Source organism: Halomonas sp. NYA30, assembly GCF_976980765.1.
In genome coordinates, this window is the sequence record NZ_OZ334477.1 from 3,122,451 (window position 1) to 3,144,755 (window position 22,305).

16 protein-coding genes and 1 other annotated feature are annotated in these 22,305 nt (G+C 56.4%); of the genes, 7 read left to right on the plus strand and 9 right to left on the minus strand.

Annotated elements, in window-relative coordinates:
* Nucleotides 1–176: 176 nt before the first annotated feature.
* Nucleotides 177–449 (plus strand): XRE family transcriptional regulator, encoded by a 273-nt coding sequence (locus ACWI0H_RS14560; RefSeq protein ID WP_008958942.1) that lies wholly within the window; start codon nucleotides 177–179, stop codon nucleotides 447–449.
* 133 nt (nucleotides 450–582) lie between these two features.
* Here the strand turns inward: ACWI0H_RS14560 and chrA are convergent, their stop codons facing one another.
* The 4 genes from chrA to ACWI0H_RS14580 all read right to left on the minus strand — a co-directional run bounded on the left by chrA (nucleotide 583) and on the right by ACWI0H_RS14580 (nucleotide 4,296).
* Nucleotides 583–1,776, minus strand: a complete 1,194-nt coding sequence (gene chrA / locus ACWI0H_RS14565) for a chromate efflux transporter (protein WP_485873783.1) — start codon at nucleotides 1,774–1,776, stop codon at nucleotides 583–585.
* A gap of 89 nt (nucleotides 1,777–1,865) precedes the next feature.
* Nucleotides 1,866–3,548, minus strand: a complete 1,683-nt coding sequence (gene ilvD / locus ACWI0H_RS14570) for a dihydroxy-acid dehydratase (protein WP_485873784.1) — start codon at nucleotides 3,546–3,548, stop codon at nucleotides 1,866–1,868.
* 113 nt (nucleotides 3,549–3,661) lie between these two features.
* Nucleotides 3,662–3,952, minus strand: a complete 291-nt coding sequence (locus ACWI0H_RS14575; protein WP_350359384.1) for a helix-turn-helix domain-containing protein — start codon at nucleotides 3,950–3,952, stop codon at nucleotides 3,662–3,664.
* On the minus strand, nucleotides 3,949–4,296 hold the full coding sequence (locus ACWI0H_RS14580) for a type II toxin-antitoxin system RelE/ParE family toxin (RefSeq protein ID WP_485873785.1): 348 nt from the start codon (nucleotides 4,294–4,296) through the stop codon (nucleotides 3,949–3,951). The genes ACWI0H_RS14575 and ACWI0H_RS14580 overlap by 4 nt, the downstream gene beginning before the upstream one ends.
* Before the next feature lie 123 nt (nucleotides 4,297–4,419).
* Here ACWI0H_RS14580 and recC point away from each other — a divergent pair, with 123 nt between their 5' ends.
* Nucleotides 4,420–8,037, plus strand: a complete 3,618-nt coding sequence (recC, locus tag ACWI0H_RS14585) for an exodeoxyribonuclease V subunit gamma (protein WP_485873786.1) — start codon at nucleotides 4,420–4,422, stop codon at nucleotides 8,035–8,037.
* A 5-nt stretch (nucleotides 8,038–8,042) separates the two neighbouring features.
* Here recC and pncB read toward each other — a convergent pair whose 3' ends face one another.
* Nucleotides 8,043–9,224 (minus strand): nicotinate phosphoribosyltransferase, encoded by a 1,182-nt coding sequence (gene pncB / locus ACWI0H_RS14590; protein ID WP_008958936.1) that lies wholly within the window; start codon nucleotides 9,222–9,224, stop codon nucleotides 8,043–8,045.
* A gap of 119 nt (nucleotides 9,225–9,343) precedes the next feature.
* On the opposite strand from pncB, the gene ACWI0H_RS14595 reads away from it, so the two are divergent.
* The 5 genes from ACWI0H_RS14595 to ACWI0H_RS14615 all read left to right on the plus strand — a co-directional run bounded on the left by ACWI0H_RS14595 (nucleotide 9,344) and on the right by ACWI0H_RS14615 (nucleotide 17,751).
* Nucleotides 9,344–9,652, plus strand: a complete 309-nt coding sequence (locus ACWI0H_RS14595) for a nucleotidyltransferase domain-containing protein (RefSeq protein ID WP_350359386.1) — start codon at nucleotides 9,344–9,346, stop codon at nucleotides 9,650–9,652.
* Nucleotides 9,649–10,176: a hypothetical protein gene (locus tag ACWI0H_RS14600; protein WP_101147781.1), complete on the plus strand. Its 528-nt coding sequence runs from the start codon at nucleotides 9,649–9,651 to the stop codon at nucleotides 10,174–10,176. Before ACWI0H_RS14595 ends, ACWI0H_RS14600 begins: the two co-directional genes overlap by 4 nt.
* Nucleotides 10,173–14,054: an exodeoxyribonuclease V subunit beta gene (gene recB / locus ACWI0H_RS14605; RefSeq protein ID WP_485873787.1), complete on the plus strand. Its 3,882-nt coding sequence runs from the start codon at nucleotides 10,173–10,175 to the stop codon at nucleotides 14,052–14,054. Before ACWI0H_RS14600 ends, recB begins: the two co-directional genes overlap by 4 nt.
* A gap of 32 nt (nucleotides 14,055–14,086) precedes the next feature.
* Complete coding sequence (gene recD, locus ACWI0H_RS14610; protein ID WP_485876240.1) at nucleotides 14,087–16,333, plus strand: exodeoxyribonuclease V subunit alpha; 2,247 nt, start codon at nucleotides 14,087–14,089, stop codon at nucleotides 16,331–16,333.
* 116 nt (nucleotides 16,334–16,449) lie between these two features.
* Nucleotides 16,450–17,751 carry an IS1380 family transposase gene (locus ACWI0H_RS14615; RefSeq protein ID WP_035565795.1) on the plus strand — a complete coding sequence of 434 codons (1,302 nt, stop codon included), beginning with the start codon at nucleotides 16,450–16,452 and terminating at the stop codon, nucleotides 17,749–17,751.
* Between the two features lie 349 nt (nucleotides 17,752–18,100).
* Here ACWI0H_RS14615 and ACWI0H_RS14620 read toward each other — a convergent pair whose 3' ends face one another.
* The 4 genes from ACWI0H_RS14620 to ACWI0H_RS14635 form a co-directional block, all read right to left on the minus strand.
* Complete coding sequence (locus ACWI0H_RS14620; RefSeq protein ID WP_485873788.1) at nucleotides 18,101–19,822, minus strand: UvrD-helicase domain-containing protein; 1,722 nt, start codon at nucleotides 19,820–19,822, stop codon at nucleotides 18,101–18,103.
* A 77-nt stretch (nucleotides 19,823–19,899) separates the two neighbouring features.
* A protein-coding gene (locus tag ACWI0H_RS14625) for an IS3 family transposase (protein ID WP_230806374.1) occupies nucleotides 19,900–21,116 on the minus strand; the annotation gives its coding sequence in 2 pieces (ribosomal slippage) (nucleotides 19,900–20,831 and nucleotides 20,831–21,116; 1,218 coding nt in all).
* Nucleotides 20,725–20,841: a sequence feature (AL1L pseudoknot), on the minus strand. Its footprint overlaps the gene before it by 117 nt.
* Complete coding sequence (locus ACWI0H_RS14630; protein ID WP_485873789.1) at nucleotides 21,055–21,435, minus strand: AAA family ATPase; 381 nt, start codon at nucleotides 21,433–21,435, stop codon at nucleotides 21,055–21,057. Before ACWI0H_RS14630 ends, ACWI0H_RS14625 begins: the two co-directional genes overlap by 62 nt.
* Nucleotides 21,420–22,202 carry a TOPRIM nucleotidyl transferase/hydrolase domain-containing protein gene (locus tag ACWI0H_RS14635; RefSeq protein WP_485873790.1) on the minus strand — a complete coding sequence of 261 codons (783 nt, stop codon included), beginning with the start codon at nucleotides 22,200–22,202 and terminating at the stop codon, nucleotides 21,420–21,422. The genes ACWI0H_RS14630 and ACWI0H_RS14635 overlap by 16 nt, the downstream gene beginning before the upstream one ends.
* Between the last annotated feature and the right edge of the window lie 103 nt (nucleotides 22,203–22,305).

Sequence of the window (22,305 nt, forward strand, 5' to 3'; positions counted from 1 at the left end):
TGAAAAAGCGGCGTGTACCGGCCCAGGTACACAGCAAAATAGGAAGGCGCCTAGTTTACCAGAGCTAGCGCGTTTGCGGGCTTTGCAGAAATCGTGAAATTTTCATCAAAATAGGCATTGAAATGCGCACGAGTTGGCGGCATTGTGTCCTTGTCATTTCAGACTGTTGGAGCCACATGAGCACGGCACGCGCAACTGCCACTGCGGAACAGCTAGATCCTCCGCGAAGCAGCCCTGACCTCGATGTCAGGGAACTAGAAAAACGTACGCGATTAATGCGTATTATCACGCGTCTGATCGCTGTATCAGACTTAGGAAGCAGAGAAATTGCCCGTCGGGCAGGGCTTCCCGTTCAGAAAATTAGCGACCTGCTCGCCGGAAGGCTAGAGCACCTGGGAGTGGATGAACTTCACGCCCTGCGTCGCACCTTAGAGCTGGAGGCGCCATAGCAGACACTTTTCTGCTTTTCCCACCGCTTCTCCAACCGACAGGCCGCCTCCCGGCGGTCTGCCTAAAAGCTTTTTCTTCACGTCCCCAACCCTGAGATCGCTTCGCTCGCGATGACAGAAAACATTGCATTGCTCACGGTGCGATAAATATCCCGCCGAGCGCTACCAGTAAGACCACCACCCAAGCGGGCAGCTTCCATACGGTTAACAGCAAGAACCCGGTGAGCGCCAGCACAAACTCTTCTGCCCCAATGATCGCGCTGGTCCATACCGGCTGATAAAGTGCTGCGCCTAAAATGCCCACGACCGCCGCATTGGCACCGCGCATTAGCGCCTGAGCACTGCCCCACCGACGAAATTGGTTCCAAAACGGCAGCACGCCGACCAGCAGCAAGAACCCTGGGATAAAAATTGCCAGCAGTGCCAACAAAGCGCCCACTACCGCGTTCATGCCGGGCAGAAGCGCGCCCAGATAAGCCGCAAATGTGAATAGCGGCCCTGGCACCGCCTGGGCAGCGCCATAGCCTGCCAAGAACTCATCCGGTGTTATCCAGCCCGACTGTACTACCTCGGCTTCTAACAGCGGCAGCACCACATGCCCACCACCAAATACCAGCGCACCTGAACGATAAAAAGCATCGATCACGTTAAGCCAAACAGCACCGCCCGCCATCAGTGGCAGCAGAATCAGCAACCCGCCGAATAGCCCCAACGCGACCAAGCCTGCTCGGCGGGAAACCGGAAAATGCAGCGGTGCGCTTTCTGCTATGGCGGCACTATTCCGGCACAGCGTCAGCCCCACTAAACCACCCAATACAATCGCGGCGACCTGTCCCAGCGGGCCGCTTACCACCACCACCGTGAACACAGCGGCCAAGGCGATTCCTACACGGGTTTTATCCGGGCAGAGGTTGCGTGCCATCCCCCACACCGCATGGGCCACGATCGCTACCGCGACCACTTTTAAGCCGTGGATGATACCGCTGGCGATTGGACCATCCAGCACCGCAGCCCCCAATGCGAACAGCAGCAGAATAATCGCCGAAGGCAGCGTAAAGGCCAGCCACGCCATGGCCGCGCCCCAAGGGCCAGCGCGCAGTAAGCCGAGCGCAAACCCCACTTGGCTACTCGCCGGGCCGGGCAGAAACTGGCACAGCGCCACCAAATCAGCGTAGGCACTTTCGCTTAACCACTGACGCCGCTCCACAAAGGCAGTACGAAAATACCCCAGATGTGCCACCGGTCCGCCAAAAGACGTTAATCCCAGCGCTAAGAATGCCCAAAACACCTCGCCTATGCGCCTGCTTGTCTGCGTTTGCTCCACCATCCATCCTCACCGTTTACCCAATAAAAAAGCGCAAGGCTTATATGCTAAGCCTTGCGCTTGACGTCTTGATGACAACCACCAATAAATCGTTACTCTTGGTCTGTTACCGCACCGGTACTGGCAGAGCTAACGAGACGTGCATATTTGGCGAGCACGCCGCGGGTATAACGGGGTTCTGGCTGCTTCCACGCTGCGCGACGACGCATCAACTCTTCGTCAGACAGGTCCACCTCAATGGTATCGGCCTCCGCATCAATGGTGATGGTATCGCCATTCTCTACCAACGCCAGCGGGCCACCGTCGAACGCTTCCGGCGACACATGGCCGACCACAAAACCATGGCTGCCACCCGAGAAACGGCCATCGGTAATCAGCGCCACGTCATTGCCCAAGCCGCGGCCCATAATCGCCGAGGTAGGCGTGAGCATTTCGCGCATGCCGGGGCCGCCTTTAGGTCCTTCATAGCGAATCACCACCACATCACCCGCGACGACAGTGCCATCGTTAATGCGCGCCTGGGCTTCTTCTTCCGAGCCAAAGACCCGTGCCGAGCCTGAGAAGCGCGTGCCCTCTTTACCGGTAATTTTTGCGACTGCGCCTTCCGGTGCCAAGTTGCCGTAAAGCATGCGCAAATGGCTTTCCGTTTTAATCGGGTTACCGAGGGAAGCGATGATCGGCGGCTCGGCAGGGTAAGGAGCTACATTGGCCAGGTTCTCTTCCAACGTTTTGCCGGTAACGGTCAAGCAGTTGCCGTTGAGCAGGCCTGCGTCCAGCAGCATTTTCATCAGCGGCTGAATACCGCCAATCGCCACCAGCTCGCTCATCATGTAGTGGCCGCTAGGGCGCAAATCGGCGAGTACCGGCACGCGTTTACCGATCTCGGTAAAGTCCGCCAGGGTCAGTTCCACACCAATGGTGCGCGCCATACCAATCAAGTGCAGCACCGCATTGGTAGAGCCACCTAGTGCGATGGTCACCGTAATGGCGTTCTCGAACGCCTCGCGAGTCATGATATCGGAAGGCTTAATATCGTTGGCTAACAGCGCCAGCACGGCCTCGCCCGCTGCTTTACAGTCATCGCGCTTCTCCTGAGAGATCGCATTTTGCGCGGAGCTGCCCGGCAAGCTCATGCCCAATGCCTCAATCGCAGAGGCCATGGTGTTAGCGGTATACATACCGCCACAGGAACCGGGGCCAGGGATCGCCGTTTCTTCGATGTTTTTAAGCTCGATCAGGTCGATATCACCACGGGAGTGTGCGCCCATCGCCTCGAACACCGAGACGATATCGGTATGTCCTTTGCCGGGCATAATGGTGCCGCCATAGACGAACACGCTGGGACGATTCAAACGCGCCAGCCCCATCAGGCAACCGGGCATATTCTTATCGCAGCCCCCAATGGCCACCAAACCATCAAAGCCTTCGCAGCCCGCCACCGTCTCGATGGAGTCAGCAATCACTTCCCGCGATACCAGCGAGTACTTCATACCCTCGGTGCCGTTAGCAATACCATCGGAAATCGTGATGGTATTGAAAATCACACCTTTACCACCGCCAGCATCGGCACCATCGCGGGCAAACTCGGCCAGCTCATTAATGTGGCTGTTGCAGGGCGTCACCATGCTCCAGGTAGAGGCAATGCCCACCTGAGGCTTTTTGAAATCGGCATCCGTAAAGCCCACCGCGCGCAGCATGGCGCGGCTAGCGGCTTTACCAGGGCCATCAACCACAGGCGCAGAGTGACGACGGGAGTTTTGCGATGAATCTGACATTAGAAATCTCTCTTAGCGTTGTTCACGGTATCCGCATAGCTTGGCGATGCCACGGCGTTCGCGCAAGGGAAGATGGGAAACCCGACCTATGGCTTCATAGTTTGATATTTGTATTAAACAGCCGTTTTGTGCGGCTGCGCCTGGACTGACAACTCAAATCCGCAGGCTTTTGCATAGCGCTGAAGCGTTTTCCAACCGGGATTGCTGTCCCCGCGCTCTAGCCTGCTGATGTTACTTTTTTGAGTATGTAGGCGCTTTGCCAATTCGTCCTGGGTTAAACCTGCTTGCTGACGCATAGTAATCAGCGTATTGGCCAACTCAAACTCAGGTGCCAAACGGTCATACTCTGCTTTCACCTCAGGATTTTGCAGCGCCTGCTCTTTTAATGCTTTTAAGTTAATCACGACTGCACCTCGCGCTGTCTTGATTGAGCTAACTTTAACGCCTGTCGAGGCGTTTTTTGGCTCTTTTTTACAAATGCATGGAGAATCACAACGTGTTGTCCATGCACATAGCAAAACAGAGAACGTCCAATACCTTCTTTCGCTTTTGCTCTTATCTCAAACAGACCATCGCCCATCGCTTCTGTATGCGGTGGCCCTAAGTTCGCGCCATGTTCTTCAATCATTTCCAGCAACCGAAGCATTCTGGCCTGTATTTTGGGTGGCATGCTGAGAATATCTTTCTCAACGCCTGGGTAAAAATCAACCTGCCATTCCATTGCACAGCCCCTAAAGTTATCACTCATGATAACCTGAACTCTATAAAAGTTCCTAACCTTGATGCACACGGGCGCTCTTAACTTATGGCACCATACACTTAGCCGCTCCGCCCCGGCCGTGAAGGAACCATCCATTAAGGAACATCGTGCATGTCTGCAAACTCGCTGCTCTCACAAACGCCGTTAACGCCGGGCTTTATGGTCGTGCACGCCAATCGCCTGGAAGACCTGCGCGGTTTGGCGGTGGAGTGGATGCGCCTACACCCGCTCTCGCCGCTGGAGAATGAGACTATTCTGGTGCAGAGCAACGGCATTGGGCAGTGGTTAAAGCTGGCGCTGGCGGAAGACCCGGCCCAGGGCGGTGCGGGCATAGCCGCGGCATTGAACGTCACGCTGCCCGCGCGCTTTCTATGGCAGGCTTACCGCACGGTGTTGACGCACTTAACCCACGACGAGCACGCGGTGCCAGAAACGTCGCCTTTCGATAAGTCGCGGTTGATATGGCGCTTATTGCGCCTGCTGCCCAGCCTTGCCGAGCAGGAAGCCTTTGCGCCGCTGGCGCGCTTTTTAGAGGTTGATCGCGACCAGCGTAAACACTACCAACTGGCCGAGCGATTGGCGGATCTGTTCGATCAGTATCAGGTGTATCGCGCCGATTGGCTGGACGCCTGGGCCAAGGGTAACGACGTGCTGATCACCGCCCGTGGCGAAGCCCGCCCGTTGGAAGCGCACCAGCTGTGGCAGCCCGAGCTCTGGCGTGCCCTGCGCGACGATGTAGCAATGACGCAAGGCGACGCAGGCCTTAACAGCAGCCGTGCCCAGGTACACAGCCGTTTTCTGGAAGCCGCCGAACAGCTTGAAGGCCAAGCGTGCCCGAACGGATTGCCCCGGCGATTGATCATTTTCGGCATCTCGTCACTGCCCCAGCAAACCCTCGAAGCCCTGGCCGCGCTTTCACGCTGCTGTCAGATCGTGCTCTGCGTGCACAACCCCTGCCAGTACTACTGGGCGGATATCATTGAGCACAAAGACCTGCTCCGCGCCAGCCGTTATCGCCAGCGGCGCAAGGCGGGCATGCCCGACGCCCTGGATGTGCTCGGCACCGGTGATGCCGACGACGCCCTGCACCTCCACGCCCAGCCGCTGCTGGCCGCCTGGGGCAAACAGGGCCGCGACTACCTGCGCCTGCTCGACGAACACGACGACTCAGGCAACTACCAAACGTTATTTGAGCAGCAGGCGCTGCGCATCGACATGTTTGAGCCCTTCAGTGGCGAAGAGCGCCACTGCCTGCTCAGCCAACTGCAGGACGATATCCGCGAGCTGCGGCCGGTAGCAGAAACCCAAACTCACTGGCCCGCGCTAGACCCGGCCAGTGACGACTCAATAGTGTTCCATATCGCCCACGGCCCCCAGCGGGAAGTGGAGATTCTTCACGATCAGCTACTGGCAGCCTTTAGCGCAGACCCAGATCTTCGCCCGCGGGATATCATCGTCATGGTGCCGGATATCGACCGCTACGCGCCGCATATTGAAGCCGTGTTCGGCCAGTACCGCTCCGCTTTCGGTGGCTATAACGCGAACGCTAAACCCGACGATCCGCGTTACATTCCCTACACCCTTTCGGACCAGGCCAGCCGCCACCGCCTGCCAATGATGATCGCGCTGGAAAAACTGCTGCGCCTGCCGGAACTGCGCCTTTCAGTGAGTGACCTGCTGGATCTATTGGAAGTGCCCGCGCTGCGTGCACGCTTTGGCATCGATGAATATGACCTGCCCACCCTGAGCCGCTGGATCGAGGGCGCGGGCATCCGCTGGGGGCTTAATGCCGAACAGCGTACCCGGCTTGATCTTCCCGAAGGCCTGACCCAGAACACCTGGGCCTTTGGTCTGCGTCGCTTGCTGTTGGGTTACACCGTAGGCAGTGCTGAGGCGTGGCAAGGCATCGAGCCATTCGACGATATTGGCGGGCTGGAAGCATCGCTAGCAGGCCCCCTGGCAAACCTGCTGGAAAAGCTGGAAACCACCTGGGAAACCTTCTGCCAGCCCACCGACACCGCCACCTGGGTGGCCCGGCTGCGCGAGCTGCTGGAAACCTACTTCCTGACCGACGACGCTCAAGAGAGCGTGATGCTCACCAAGCTGGAAACCGCGCTACAGCAGTTGCTGGACAGCACCGAAGAGGCCGCGCTTTATGATCCCCTGCCGCTCTCCATGGTGCGCGAGCACTGGCTCGGGCAAATCGACGAGCACAGCCTTTCCCAGCGCTTTCTCGCGGGGGCGGTCAACTTCGCCACGCTGATGCCCATGCGGGCCATTCCCTTCAAGCACGTGTGCCTGCTGGGCATGAACGACGGCGAGTACCCGCGCTCACAGCCGCCGCTGGATTTTGACCTGATGGGCAGCGACTACCGCCCCGGCGACCGCTCACGGCGGGAAGACGACCGCTACCTGTTTCTGGAAGCGCTGCTCTCCGCCCGCCAACAGCTCTATATCAGCTGGGTCGGCCGCAGCCAGATCGATAACAACCCCATGCCGCCCTCGGTGCTGGTCGGCCAGTTGCGCGATCACCTGGAAGCGGGCTGGCACACGCAAAACGGCGAGCCGCTGCTGGAAGCGATAACCACCGAGCACCCGCTGCAGCCGTTCAGTCGCCGCTATTTCTCTTCCCAAGCCAGCGATTCCCCCGCCCAAGCACGGCTGTTTACGTATGCCCACGAATGGCACGCCCTGCACACCCCCAGTGGCGAAAGCACCCAAGGCTCAAAGCCACCAGCGCTTAAGGCAGACAGCGAACAGCAGAGCACGTTAACCCTGGCCCAACTAGGCAGCTTTCTACGCGACCCCGCGAAGGCCTTTTTCAACACCCGCTTAGGGGTCTATTTCGAGCAGGAAGCGCTTACCCAACTGGATGTCGAGCCCTTCACGCTGGATGGGCTACAGAACTGGCAACTACAGGATCAGTTAATCGCCGCCCAGCGCCACGCCGTGGATAACGGCCAACCGCGTATGGAAGCACTGCACGCAGCACTGGAACGCTTCAAGGGCCAGGGCGTGCTGGCCGTAGGAGCATTTGGCGAGCGGATGCGCGAAGCGCTGGCGGAACCGATGGAGGCACTGTTTGGCGCCTACGAAGAGGCGCTGCAAGAGTGGCCACACGTGGTAACAGCACCCCAGGCAGTGCATGTCGTTGAGAGAACTGAAGAAAAGGTAGCGCTGGAGGATTGGCTGGGGGAACTGCGCCAGGATGAAGCGGGCAACCGCTGCCGCCTGTTACTGCTTAGCAGCAGCCTGGTCAGCCAGGGGCGCGGCCGTGGTCAATACCGCTGGCAACACCTGCTGCGGCCCTGGGTTGCGCATCTGGCGGGCAATAGTGAGCGCCCGATGACCACCCAACTACTCTCCAAAGCGGGCCATGTGCGGCTGGAACCACTAGAAGCCGAGAACGCCCGCTACCAGCTACAAAACCTGCTAAGCGCCTGGTGCGATGGCATGCAGGCCCCGCTACCGCTGGCGCCACAGTCCGCTTTCGCCTGGCTGGCGAAGCTAGGCACACCGGCATCCGAACCGGACAGCGATGCCTACGCCGCCGCCGAAACCGCCTACGAAGGGGGCCGCTTCCAAACCGGCGAAGTCGCCCAAAGCGCCTACCTTTCCCACCAGTGGCCGAGCTTTGAAAGGCTATTCAAAGAGCGAGCCCTTGGTCACGGCTTCGCCACGCTAACCGAAACGCTCTATTCACCGCTGCATCGTGCTGTTAAAGGCTGACAAGCCTAATGGCTCTTCCAGCCCAGGGTTAACACCCGCTTCGCCAGCGAGATCATCTCCGGATCGCCGGTGTGCTTGTCCGGCACATCGGAGAGCTTGATCACCGGCAGCCACTGCTGCCCTTCCGGACGCGCCTCAACCATCTTGATCACCATGTTCATCGGCTCGACGCCCACATCATTGGTGAAGTTGGTGCCGATGCCGAACGCCATACCAATCCGGTCTTTGCAAAACGCATGAATATGCTCGACCTTCTCCGGCGTCAGCGCATCGGAAAAGATGATCGTCTTGCTCAAGGGGTTGATGCCCAGTCGCTCGTAGTGGGCGATGGTCTGGGAGGCAAAATCAATCGGGTCGCCGCTGTCATGGCGCACGCCATCGAACAGCTTGGCGAACTTCTTATCGAAGCTGTCGAAGAAAGCCCGCGAGGTAAACGTATCGGTCAGGGCAATGCCCAGATCACCGCGATACACATCCACCCAATGCTCGAGGGCAAGGCTGTTGGCCATCTTGAAACCAAAGCGGGCGCCGTGGAACATGAACCACTCATGGGCGTGGGTGCCGATCGGCTTAACCCCATGGCGCATGGCCAGCAGCACATTGCTGGTGCCGCTGAACGCCTCGCCACCATTGTGACAAAGTGCGCCCACCACTCGGTCATGAACATCGAACGAGAAGCGCCGACGGGTGCCGAACTCGGCAATCTTCAACCCAAGACGGCGGTAGAGTTCGATCTTCTCCTGGGCGCGCTGTTCGATCATCGCATCGGCCTCATGGGTGACCGACACACCACGCAGCCGATACCAAAGCTCGCTGATCAGCGCCATCAACGGCACTTCCCACAGAATGGTGCGGTACCAGGGCCCTTCGATAATCACCGAAAGGTCACTGCCCTGCTGCTCGATAATCACCTCGGCAGGGTCGTAATGAAACCCGGCCAGGAAATCGAGGTAGGTAGGGTCGAGATAGGGGCACGTCGTTTCGAGATAGCGCTTTTCCTCATCACTCAGGCGCAGCGTCGCCATCTGATCCACTTCGCGGCGCAGCGCAGCACCGAAACCATCAGGAAATTCGTGCTCGCCACGATTGATAAAGGCGTAGCGCGCCTGGGCATAGGGAAAGCGTTTGATCACGGCGTTCTGCATCGTGATCTTGTAAAAGTCATTATCCAGCAGCGATGTCAGCATGAGATCCCATCGTTAGAGTGAACCGAAGCCGCCGGTAGCGTAAACTCATTGCACCAAGAGTGGCTCGGCGACAAGATTATCAGGTGGCGGGGCTCTCATACAGTCTAGGAGCTGTCTTGATGCGTCTTACTCAATCACAGCGTGACACGATTCTTTCGAGCGTACGCGAGTTCATTAAGCCTTCTGTGCAAGTCCAGGTGTTTGGTTCGCGGCTGGATGATACCAAGCGGGGCGGCGATGTTGACCTGCTACTGATCTCCCAGACCGCAATACCACTACTTAGCCGTGCCGAACTCAAAATGGCACTTGAAGAGCGCCTCCAACTGCCTGTGGATATAGTGGCCTATGCCTCGACGGCTGAACCCACGCCCTTCCAAGCAATCGCCTTGGCACAGTCACGCCCGATCGATAGTGAGGAAGCAGCATGAGTCATGATGTTCTCAGCGAGCAGCAACGCTATCTTGCGCAACTGCTGGAAGCGATCCAACGCTGTGCTTGGTTTCTACAACAGTCACGCAACAAAATTACCTGGCCGATTGACGGTGAGTGGTTGGCAGAACACAAAAAAGATGTGGATTATTTCGAAACCCTTGCCGCCATTAATGAGCGGTTTGCCAAGCTGCAAGACTCGATAGCATCTACTATGCGGCACAGTGCTTTGCTTGCCGGTGAATCCACTGACAGCTTTCTCAAGGTACTGGCTCTATTTGAAAAACAAGGCGTAATTAACGCGACAAGTGATTGGCAACGCTGCCGCGCCATCCGCAATATCGCGGCACATGACTACTCGACCGACTACGAACAGATAGCCGAACACTTCAATCTGCTGAACGAGCTCGCTGACATACTTTTAGTGACGTCTCAACGTCTTGTGGCCTGGAACGCTGAGCAACTCAGTATCTACCCCGCCAGCCCTGACTTTTCAGCTGAGTTTGACAGCCTTTTCTTATGAGCCAGCCAGCACCACTCAATCCTCTGAGCCTCCCGCTCCACGGCAGCCGACTGATAGAGGCCAGCGCTGGTACCGGCAAAACCTTCACCATCGCCCTGCTTTACGTGCGCTTGGTACTCGGCGGCCACAGCGTTGACGACGACACCGCGTTTATCCGCCCGCTCACGCCGCCGGAAATTCTGGTTGTCACCTTCACCAACGCCGCGACCCAAGAGCTACGCGAACGAATCCGCAACCGACTGGTAGAAGCAGCAGGCGTATTCCGAGCAGAGGACGAAGAAGGAGGGGCGCCGGGGGCAAGCCGTAGTGGAGGTCATTCAACAGGGATGTTGAATGTAGCGCCCACGGATGGGTTCACAGCGCCTCCACGTAGGCTTGCCGCCGGGGAAGCCCCGGTTGCACTAGATCCGTTGCTCCTAGAACTCCGCGACCAATACGACCCTGCGACTTGGCCCGCCTGCTCGCGGCGCTTGGCGCTAGCCGCGGAATGGATGGACGAAGCCGCGGTTTCCACCATCCACAGTTGGTGCTACCGGATGCTGCGCGAACATGCCTTCGACAGCGGCAGCCTGTTCTCTCTCAACCTGGAAAACGACCAGCGCGAACTGGAACAGGAAGTGGTGCGCGACTACTGGCGCAGCTTCTACTACCCGCTGGACAGCGACGCCCTCGGCATTGTCACCCGCTACTGGAAATCACCGGACGACCTGCACGCCCCGCTACAACGGCTACTGCCCGAAAGCGAAGCGCTGGGCGACGAAAAGCCCGAACCCAGCGAGACCCTGGCCGCCACCCAGGCCGAACGCATCGCCCAACTCAATGAACTCAAAGCCCCCTGGGCCGCCTGGCTGGACGAACTGGTGCCCGCCCTGGAAGACGCCGCCACACGCAAAGCCTTCAAAGGCCAGAGCTTCAACGCCAAAAGCCGCGCCAACTGGCTAGGCGCACTGCGCGAGTGGTGCGACACGGAGGCCGACCGCCCGGCGCTCACCGACGCCGCCTGGAAACGCATGACGCCCGACGGCATGGCCGATATCTGGAAAGAGGGCGCACCGCCCTGCCCACAAGCCTGGGAAGCGCTGGCACAGCTACCGAAAGCACTGGACGCCCTGCCCGAGCCACGCAACGACCTGCTGATTCACGCCGTGCAGTGGTGTCGCACCCGCCTGGAGCGCGAACAGGAACGCCGCGCCGAGATGGGCCCCAACGACCTGCTCACCCATCTGGATCGCGCCCTGAAAGGCCCCAACAAAGAGGCCCTGGCCGCGCAGATTCAGCGCCAGTTCCCCGTGGCACTGATCGACGAGTTCCAGGATACCGACCCGATCCAGTACCGCATCTTCAACGCCGTGTATGACGTCGCAACGCCCCGGCGCGACAGCGCCATCCTGCTGATTGGCGACCCCAAGCAGGCGATCTACGCCTTTCGCGGCGCGGATATCTTCACCTACCTGCAGGCCCGCCAAGACACCGATGGCCGCCACGTCACGCTGGGCACCAACTTCCGTTCCAGCAGTTCGATGGTGGCCGCGGTCAATCACTGCTTTCACTACGCCGACCAGCACGATGCCGGTGCCTTTTTGTTCCGTGCCGATGGCGGCGACAACCCGCTGCCGTTTAACCCGGTGGAAGCCAAAGGCACCAAGGAAACGCTGGTACTCAACGGCAAACCAATACCAGCGATGACCTTATGGCCATTGGAGTGTGAAGAACCGCTCTCCAAAACCGCCTACCAAACGGAGATGGCCGAATGCTGCGCCTCGCACATGGCCGCGCTACTGGAAGCAGGCCGCCACCAGCAGGCGGGCTTTGCCAAGGACAGCAACGATAACGGAGAGCAATCACTCACTCCGCTGGCCCCCTCGGACATGGCGGTACTGGTCAACGGCCTGCAGGAAGCGCGGGCGATTCGACTGGCGCTGGCCAGCCGGGGCATCAAGAGCGTCTACCTTTCCGATCACGACAAGGTGTTCAGCTCCCCCATTGCCCCGCAGCTTGCCATTTGGCTGCGCGCCTGCGCCGAGCCCCAGGCCAACTCGCGCCAGGCGGAAGCCAAGCTGCGCGCCGCCCTGGCAACGCCAGTGCTGGGGCTGAGCCTTGAAGCACTCGATTACCTGAACCAGAGCGAACTGGCCTGGGAAGCGCGGGTCGAGCAGTTCAGCGACTACCACCGCCTGTGGCAGCGGCAGGGCGTGCTGCCGCTGGTGCGCCGAATGATGGTCGATTTTGATATCGCCGCACGGCTACTAGGCGAATTCGCCGAGGGTGAGCGTTTGCTAACCGACCTGCTCCACCTGGGTGAAATGCTGCAGCACGCCAGCCAGGAACTGGATGGCGAACACGCGCTGATTCGTTTTCTGGCCGAAGCCATTGCCGACCCGGATAGCCATGGCGACAGCCACAAGCTGCGCTTGGAGAGCGACGCCGATCTGGTCAAGGTCGTGACCATTCACAAATCCAAGGGGCTGGAGTACCCGCTGGTGTTCCTGCCGTTTATCGCCAACCACCGCCCGGTCAGCGACACCGACCTGCCGCTGCGCTGGCACGATAGCGACGGCACGCTGCAACTCAGCCTAAGCGCTGATGAAGCCACGCTGGCCACCGCCGACCGCGAACGCCTCGGCGAAGACCTGCGTAAGCTTTACGTCGCGCTCACCCGTGCCCGTCACGCCACTTGGCTCGGGCTGGCGCCGCTAAAAGGCAGCGAGAACAGCGCCATCGGCCACTTGATCAACGGCGGCAAGGCCATCGCCCCCAGCGCGTTTACCCACGCGCTAGGCGAACTGGTGAAAGGCAGCGATATCGATTTAAGTACCGCCCCGGAACCCACTACGCTGCGCTTCACCCCGGCGCCGGAACAGCAGGCACTGGGCCACGCCCGCACCCCGCTGCGCCCCGCCCGTGAGCAGTGGTGGATCGCCAGCTACTCGGCGCTGCGCACCTCAGGGGCCATTTCTGAAACGCTGCCAGGGGCGGCGCAGCCAACGCCCACGCCAGAACCCACCACCCCCCAGGAAGCCACCACCCTGGAAGTGCTAGATGAACCCCACGACAACGCCATCAACACCGAAGCGTTTCACCTGCACCGGTTTCCGCGAGGCCCAGGCCCCGGCACCTTCCTGCATGGATTGCTGGAGTGGGCGGGCCAGCTAGGCTTCAACAAAGCGCTAGAAGACCCCGCCGCCCGGGAAGATATGCTGCGGCGGCGCGTGCAACTGCGCGGCTGGCAGGCATGGCACGACACCCTGGCGGGCTGGCTGGAAGAACTGCTCGCCACACCGCTTCCCCTGCCTCACTCTCTGTCACTGGCCCCGTCCCTGACAGAGCCCAGCGAAGGCAGCCAAGTGGCGCTATGTGAACTCGAAAGTTATCAGGTAGAACTGGAGTTCTGGTTTGCCGCACACCAGGTACAAACGCGCAAGCTGGATGAGCTGGTCAGTGACCACTTACTGCCAGGGGTATCACGCCCCGTACTGGATGCCGACACCCTCAACGGCATGCTCAAGGGCTTTATCGACCTCGCCTTTGAGCATGAAGGCCGCTTCTATGTACTCGACTGGAAATCTAACTACCTGGGCAGCGACGACAGCGCCTACACCGCTGACGCCCTGCGCGATGCCATGCTCGAAAAACGCTACGACCTGCAAGCGGCGCTGTATATGCTCGCCCTCCACCGGCTGCTGAAAGCGCGCCTGCCCGACTACGACCCGCACCAACACCTGGGCGGCTCGATGACGGTGTTTCTGCGCGGCAGCCGCACCACCGCCCGCGGCGTACACGCCGTGCCCGCGCCGGTCGCGCTGATCGAAGCGATGGATGCACTGTTTACAGGCTCAGCAACAGCGTCAGCAGCAAGCAACCAGGAGGCACTGGCATGAGTAAGCGAGACACGGCTTCCAAGAACGAGTCCATGAATCTAGACCTGTTCGCCGATGACGCGCCGCCCGCTGCACCTGATTCAACCGCATCGGTAACACCACCGACAGAATCAGCCGCCAGTGCTACCCAGCCGCACCCCGCGCTAAGCGACACCGACGCGCTATTCCTGCTGTGTGAGCGCTGGGTTTCCCGTGGCTGGCTGCGGGATCTGGATCTGGCCCTGGTGCGCTTTCTCGACCGCGAAACCCATAACGCCCCGCCGCTGCTGTTGCTGGGCGCTGCGCTAGCCAGCCACCAGCTTGGCCGTGGCCATGTGTGCCTGGATATAGCCGCTACGCTGGAAGCGCCGGATTTTGCGCTTTCGCTGCCGCCGGAAGGCGACGACCTGAACGACCCGCCGCCGCTGCCCAGCCATGTACTGGCCACGCTAACGCTGCCCGAGTGGCAGGCCCCGCTCAACCACCCCACGCTGATCAGCGACGGCCCCGGCAATACGCCCCTGGTGGTGAGCCACAGCGACAACACCAGTAAACTCTACCTGCGCCGCTACTGGCAGTTCGAGCAAACCCTACACCAGGAAATCGCCATCCGAGTTAGCGCCGGTAACGAAGCGGATAGCCCACTACTCAAAAGCGCACTAAATACGCTATTTCCCGCCACCGACACCCTGGATTGGCAAAAGAACGCCTGTGCACTAGCCGCCCGCAGCCCCTTCGCGATCATCACCGGCGGCCCCGGCACCGGCAAAACCACTACCGTGGTGCGCCTGCTGGCCCTGCTGCAAACACTGCAACTGGCCCAGCCCAACGCCCACCCGCTACGCATTCGCCTGGCCGCCCCCACCGGCAAAGCCGCCGCACGGCTGAATGAATCCATCGCCGGGCAGGTGAAAGACCTACCCCTTAGCGGGTTGGAATCGCTATTAGATGAGCACTCAGCCACCGCCTCATCGAACGTAATCGACATTCCGACGGAAGTGACCACGATTCACAGGCTACTTGGCGCCCGCGCCGACACCCGCCACTTCCGCCACAACGCCGCCAACCCGCTGGCGCTGGATGTGCTTGTGGTGGATGAAGCCTCAATGGTGGATATCGAAATGATGACGGCGCTGCTAAGCGCCCTACCCGCCAGCGCCAAGCTAGTGCTGCTGGGGGATAAAGACCAGCTGGCATCCGTGGAAGCAGGCGCCGTGCTGGGCGACCTATGCCGCCGCGCCGACGCCGCCCACTACACTCCCACCACGGCGCAATGGCTGGCCGAACTCACCGACCACTCGCTGCCAGAGGCATTAATCGACCCGGACGGCCAGCCGCTGGACCAAGCCATTACCATGCTGCGGGTAAGCCACCGCTTTACTGAAACAAGCGGCATCGGCCAGCTCGCCCAGGCGATTAACCAGCCGCTAAGTGAGGCGTTGCGGGAACGGGATAAACACCAAGCCGTGCATGGCGTACTCAATAACGGCTACGCCGACCTACACCACTTAGTGTTAAAGCCAGACGCGCAAAACAAAGACAGCGCCTTGGAGCGCCTAGTGATCACCGGCAGCCCGGAACGTTTTCCCAACGCAGGCGAAGGCCGCACCAATTTCAAGGGCGAGCCGATTGCACCGCCCACCGGCTACCAGCACTACCTGAATACCCTAGCGAGTGAACGGCCTGATACGACACTGCCGTTTGAAGAGAACGGCGACGCTTACGATGCCTGGGCGAAGCAAGTGCTGAGCGCCTACAGCCGCTTTCAGCTACTGTGCGCGCTACGCAAAGGCCCGTGGGGCGTAGAAGGCCTAAACCTGCGCATCGCCAAAACATTGCGCCGCGAAAAGCTGCTGTTCGGCAACGACCACACGTTAGAGAAAGGCTGGTTCGAAGGCCGCCCGGTGCTGGTCACCCAAAACGACTACGGCCTGAAACTGATGAACGGCGATATCGGCATCACAATGGCGGTGCCTGATCCCCGCTCTTCCGGTAGGTCATTATTAAGAGTCGCCTTTCCGACCAGCGACCCAGAAAACCCCATCCATTGGGTGCTGCCTTCCCGCCTACACGCAGTAGAAACCGTTTTCGCGATGACGGTACACAAATCCCAAGGCTCCGAGTTTCAGCACACCGCCCTGCTGCTACCGCAAACGCCCAACCCCATCCTCACCCGCGAGCTGGTCTACACCGGCATCACCCGCGCACGCGATTGGCTTACGCTGATCGAAGCCAAGCGCGGGATATTGAATGAGGCGGTGACGCGGGCGGTTATGAGGGTTAGTGGGTTGGAGGATTAAAACCGACACAACCGGTTCTAGCCCGGATTTCTCACAGGGTATAAAAGAAAGCGGCTGAAAGTGCTATGATTTCAAGAACCTAACCAATCCATCAAGCACCAACAGCCGCTTCCAAAATGGTACCTGAAAAGCTGACCTTCTCGCCACTCTCACGCCGCCAAATTGAAGCCGACTTCTCCGGGGGCCACATTACGTCGGACGCCGGATTACTCCTGCTTCGTGAAGTCGATAAACAGCATCGCCTGACACGCCGCTTGGCCGCCGTGCTTCATGATCCCCGCGCACCGGAACAGGTTCGTCATAAGCTCGACACTTTGGTTCGTCAGCGGGTGTTCGGTGTCGCCGCTGGCTATGAAGATTTCAACGACCATGAGGCCCTGCGCTATGATCAGGCCCTTCAGACAGCGCTCGGTGAAGAGGATACGCTGGCAGGCAAGTCGACGCTGTGCCGGGTGGAGCAGAACGCCGATCGGCAAGCAATAGTGAAGGCCCATGAGTTGCTGTGGCATCACTTCATTGAACAGCATGACGAACCACCAAAGGAGATCGTGCTGGACTTTGATGGCACCGACATCCCCGTGCATGGCGAGCAACCCGGCAAGTTCTTTAACCGTTATTACGATCACCACTGCTACTTCCCACTGTATGTCTTCTGTGGGCGCCACTTACTGGTGAGCTATCTGCGCACCAGTGACCGCAGCGACAGCCGCCATAGCTGGGCGATCCTCGCCTTACTGGTACGCTTTATCCGTCAATACTGGCCCGATACGCGCATCGTGTTACGAGGTGATAGCCACTTTTGTCGTCCCCGGATGCTGAACTGGTGTGATCGGCATCACGTCGACTACATCGTGGGAATCGCCAAGAACAGCCGGCTGCTCAAGGAAGTGGACGTGCCCATGATGCTGGTGCGCAAGACCCAATGGCAGGTGGGAGGGAAAGTAGCGGGGACGTTCCGCTTCCAGTATCAAGCCCACTCCTGGAAATACTCACGCTGGGTGGTGGCCCGCCTAGAAGAAGGCGAGTTAGGCTCTAATCCCCGGTTTATCATCAGTTCCCGTTACGATGATGGCTTCAAGCTTTACTACGAGCAGTACTGTGCCCGGGGTGACATGGAGAACCGGATCAAGGATCAACAACTGAGCCTGTTTGCTGACCGGACCTCCAGCACGCACTGGTGGGCCAATCAGTGGCGGCTGATCTTGTCGGGCTTCGCTTATACGCTGTTCGAGCGGTTACGGACTTATCTGAAGCACACGCCCTTCGCGCGCATGAGTCCGAGCAACCTGAGGCTCAAGCTCATCAAAGTAGGCGCGGTCATCATCCGCAATACGCGTCGAATCCGAGTACTCATGAGTGACAGCTACCCCTATAAAACGGCGCTATCCGATCTCGTCAGGCGGTTGGTTCCTAACTGACTGCTCGGGCGCCCCCGGCCCGAAGCAATGGGGGAAAGGGGGAAGTGTGTCTGAACGCCGGAAAGTGGTTAAAAAGTAGCCGATGTAAGTCGAGCCAGTAGGTGTTTAGCGGTGTTACAGCCTGAGTGCGGTACTGGCTGAGGTACTATGAGAAATCCAGGCTAGTGGCGTCGGTTTCGGTTTAGAGCAGAATTAGAATGTGCTCTAATGTAACGGCTTGCTCACCGGAAAATAGGAGCGTAGCGAGTATTTTTTCCGGTGCCGCTATTTATTAGCCGATTTATCTATCTTTTTAACAGTTAAGGTATACCTCTTCTTTCATTACTTCTTGTAATGGACGGCCATTTCCTTAATCCACAACTACCTTTTCAAAGCCTGGGAATGTTGCCAGCAGATATTTCTCCTCATCACTGGTTACCACTTTAACAACTGTTAGATTCCTGATCGTTCGTGAACATGCCACATAAAATAGCTTCATGTTAGGGGGCGTGAAGACGCTACTAGTTTCAGTACTGTCAGGACTAAATTTAAATTTGTAGCGAGACCAGAAATACTCATCGAGAACAACTAAAACGTTTTCAATACCGGACCCCTTAGTCTTGTGCATTGTGATATATTCACACCCTTCATTAAGATACCTGTAATAGTTGATCACCTCATTAAAGGATATCGACTCAGAGAACAGCTCCTCGTAGAACCTCTCTTTTTTAAGGTTGGAATTTAACTCATTAAATACTTCTTCAGTAATTTCAATGCCTTCTCTTTCCATTCTAGATATAGTGTTGACTCCTGAAGCAAATCTCTCCTTGAACTTCTGGTATGTCTTATCTTTTTCTAGATCAGCCAAAAATGAGTCCTTACGCTCAATATAAGCTAGGTAACTGTCTGACTTCCTGATTATCTTTTTCTCAAAAGCAATTTCAAGCGTTTGAGTAACACTTAAATCACCTGAAGCGATCTTCTCAAATGCAGCAACAATTTTCTCTTTATCTTCAAGCTTGTTAAGCACAAACCCTGACTTCTTCAGTTCGGCTAGTATGAAATTGTATCTCTTTTTTGATCCATTATAGGCATCACATAGTTCTGCCAGGTCAAGTACCTGAATGCTTGAAAACACCTTTTCGATCTCGTCTTTAACTTCCGTATACCTATCAGCAAACATCTTATAGAGTGCGAAAAATCCAACCTTCCCTGCAATTGACTTGTTTGTAAGCATCAATTTTTTATGAGAGAGCCCTTCACCGTCAACCAAGTCAATTAACTTGTCGACGAAATCAAGGTATGCTTGCTTGTCTTCAGGACTACTATGTGTATGAGGTTTACTATCACCCCAGATTGCATAAAGCAGCCTAACCTGACCTTGCCTATCTTCCAAGGTTTCCTTGGTGCCATCGTTTCTAATCTTGAATGCAGGTTCTTGCCTAAGAGCATCCCCTCTAAGAGCATTAACAAAGTTAATTACCTGTTCAGAACATCGAAAGTTATCTTCCTTTGGTATCTCGACAAGATCACCTGAGTCAATATAGGCACGCACATCCCCAATACCATCTGAGTATATGCTTTGCATTGCATCCCCAAATAATCCTATTGTGGTCTGCCTGTCTTGAGGGAGATACTTTAAGAACACTTCAACAACGTCCTCGTGTGTATCTTGGTATTCATCAACCAAGATGAAGTCGTACTTATCAGATAAGATCTTTCCAAGCTTTGGATAACGTTGAAAGAGCAAACTTGTGATCTTGAGGAGGCTATCATGTCCAAATGAAAGGTCGTTGAACCTGTCAAAACGTGATTCATTGTACCTTATACGCCTATGACACTTACCCTCAATGCTATGTCGAACTTCAGCATTCAATTCAGCGATATTTTCATTTAGTGTCTGATTGATCTCATCCGGTGCTTTACCATACTCTCTTTTGCCAAGCTCTTTTGGTGAGGTTGCACCTATGGCAATGTATTTTAACTTTGCATACTTCTTATAGGTCTTCTTGTAGTTGTCATGATTAGCTTTCTTAAGGTCATTACCAATTAACCCTGAACTTTCCTCGGTCTCAATTTCTAGCTCATCCACTGTGAATATTTCATGTATAACTTTATGGATGGCTCTGGTGAACCGCCCCGGTTATTCCGGAGACCGGTTTGTTTGAGTCAGGCAGCTTCACCCGACTCCTCCAATTGACGATAATACGTCCTTTCTCGTTCTGCTGGTGGAACGTTTCCGATGGGTTCCAGCAGTCGGCGGTTGTTGAACCAGTCAACCCACTCCAGCGTGGCATACTCAACGGCATCCAGTCCCCTCCATGGGCCACGATGATGGATCACCTCCGTTTTGAACAAGCCGATGATGGTTTCAGCCAGCGCATTGTCGTAGGAGTCGCCGGTGGTGCCGACTGAGGCATTGATACCCTCGTCAGCCATACGCTCGGTGTAGCGGATCGAGAGATATTGGCTTCCCCTATCACTATGATGGATCAACCCTTGTCTGTGTTTTCGTGCCCACAGAGCTTGCTCCAGAGCGTCCAGCACCAGCGCCGTTCTCATCGACGTCGCTACACGCCAACCCACGATACAGCGTGCATAAACATCGATAACGAACGCAACGTAAACGAAGCCAGACCAGGTAGCGACATAGGTAAAATCGGCCACCCAAAGCTGATTAGGACGCATGGCCGTAAAGTCACGTTTCACTAAATCAGGTGCCCGTTTCTGGCCGGGATCACTGATGGTCGTGAAGGGGCGTTGGCCTCGCACCACGCCGCGAATTCCTAGGCGGCGCATGAGCCGTTCTACAGTGCAACGAGCAACATTAACGCCTTCACGGCGGAGTTGCCGCCAGACCTTACGGGCACCGTAGACGCAGAAGTTTTCTTCCCACACGCGCTGAATCTCAGCGGTAAGAAACGCATCCTGCCGATACCGGTCTGCCCGCCGTTCAGGATCAGCTTCAAGTGCCTTGTGGTGGTAATACGTCGATGGGGCGATTGGCAGTTGACTACAAATCGACTCGACCCCGAACTGAGCACGATGCTCGTCGATAAATGACACCATCAATTGGGTTTGCGGTCGAGCTCCGCCTGGGCGAAAAAAGCAGCCGCCTTACGGAGAATTTCATTGGCACGCTTCAATTCGGTGTTTTCACGCTCTAGCTGCTTGAGCCGTTCATGTTCAGACAGGTTAACCGAGCTGTTTTCCTGCGTGAGTTCTGTGCGTTTGCACCAGGCTCTCAAAGTCTCTGGTGTACAGCCGAACTTGCTGGCAATGGAGCAGATCGCCGCCCACTTGGACGGGTATTCGCCTTGCTGTTCAAGGACTAATCGAACAGCTCGCTCCCGGACTTCTGGGGAATATCGTTTTGGTGAGTTCATAACTCCATCCTCTCAAGATATGGAGTCTCCGGTAAAGACGGGGCGGTTCACTGGTGTAGTTCTTGATTAGTGAGCTAAGAAATGAATGTATGGTGGATATGTTGTAACCTTCTCCTACGCGGTCTATGATTTCGTTTACCGCAAGGTTGGTATGGGTAATGCACGCAATTCTCTTCTTAGGATAATCTTTGGATAGGAATTGTAGCGTTTCCTTTAGTGTTTCTGTCTTCCCACATCCAGCCCCTCCTTGCAAAACAAAACTATTTTTGTTTTCTGTGCATTCTTGGATTCTTTGCAGTGGTGTTACTTGGCTATCCACTTTAGTCCCTCCTTAATATACGAAGGGATATTCCACTTCAGGTTTTCATTTGAGAGAGCGAGGTAGAGTAATGATGAAGCAAAATTAGACTTTCCCTTACTATCAAGCATATCATCCACAAACTGATCAGGGTCAAACTTACACTCATCAAAATTGCCCTTGTTTTTAAGACCGTCGACATTCTCAAGATTACAGCCTATTTTAACCATGTTCGCACTCACGAACGCCTCCTCGAAGCTTCTACCCTGGTATCCATCTTCTTCAACATTCTGATAGGCAATCTTGATTAATGGCGATGGGTCATCATGATCATGGTTTTTAAGTTTTTCCATCCATGCAGAGAAGCTCTCCTCTTCAAACTTCGGTGAGTTATAAAAATGCCGTAGGGTTGCATTGCTAGTATGTGTGCCGTTCTTCGCAGGACATGCCGGATAGCTAACTCTATCCTTCTTACCCCTTTCTCCCATTTTGATCTGCTTCTTTGTTGTATCCAGATCTGTAATGATAAGAGTCTTTATCTCAAGGAAGTCAAGGAAATGCTTAAATGCTTTGGCGTTTGCTCCGACTTCAAGAATTGATATATTTTGAGACGTGAGTGCAGTATCACCCTTATCACCTATATCATCTTCGTCAAACTGATTAATGAAGTATGGAAGAAGCATCTTTTCAGAAGTACCTTCTATAAAGATTATCTTTTCTGCAAAGAAGAGCTCTGAGGACTCGATGGATAAGTATTGGTTTAGAAATTTAAAATGTTTCTTTTCCATCCTATCAATTTCAGCATCCTCTTCATCAGCATACCTTGCTTGTAACTCTATGAAGAAATTTCGTATCTCTACATTTTCTTTGCCCTTTGGAATGTGAAAATAA

What these genes read in the sequence shown, in the direction of transcription:
- ACWI0H_RS14560 (WP_008958942.1), top strand. Translation starts at nt 177, where the DNA reads ATGAGCACGGCACGCGCAACTGCCACTGCGGAACAGCTAGATCCTCCG.
- chrA (WP_485873783.1), bottom strand. Translation starts at nt 1,776, where the DNA reads ATGGTGGAGCAAACGCAGACAAGCAGGCGCATAGGCGAGGTGTTTTGG.
- ilvD (WP_485873784.1), bottom strand. Translation starts at nt 3,548, where the DNA reads ATGTCAGATTCATCGCAAAACTCCCGTCGTCACTCTGCGCCTGTGGTT.
- ACWI0H_RS14580 (WP_485873785.1), bottom strand. Translation starts at nt 4,296, where the DNA reads ATGAGTGATAACTTTAGGGGCTGTGCAATGGAATGGCAGGTTGATTTT.
- recC (WP_485873786.1), top strand. Translation starts at nt 4,420, where the DNA reads ATGTCTGCAAACTCGCTGCTCTCACAAACGCCGTTAACGCCGGGCTTT.
- pncB (WP_008958936.1), bottom strand. Translation starts at nt 9,224, where the DNA reads ATGCTGACATCGCTGCTGGATAATGACTTTTACAAGATCACGATGCAG.
- ACWI0H_RS14595 (WP_350359386.1), top strand. Translation starts at nt 9,344, where the DNA reads ATGCGTCTTACTCAATCACAGCGTGACACGATTCTTTCGAGCGTACGC.
- ACWI0H_RS14600 (WP_101147781.1), top strand. Translation starts at nt 9,649, where the DNA reads ATGAGTCATGATGTTCTCAGCGAGCAGCAACGCTATCTTGCGCAACTG.
- recB (WP_485873787.1), top strand. Translation starts at nt 10,173, where the DNA reads ATGAGCCAGCCAGCACCACTCAATCCTCTGAGCCTCCCGCTCCACGGC.
- recD (WP_485876240.1), top strand. Translation starts at nt 14,087, where the DNA reads ATGAATCTAGACCTGTTCGCCGATGACGCGCCGCCCGCTGCACCTGAT.
- ACWI0H_RS14615 (WP_035565795.1), top strand. Translation starts at nt 16,450, where the DNA reads ATGGTACCTGAAAAGCTGACCTTCTCGCCACTCTCACGCCGCCAAATT.
- ACWI0H_RS14635 (WP_485873790.1), bottom strand. Translation starts at nt 22,202, where the DNA reads ATGGAAAAGAAACATTTTAAATTTCTAAACCAATACTTATCCATCGAG.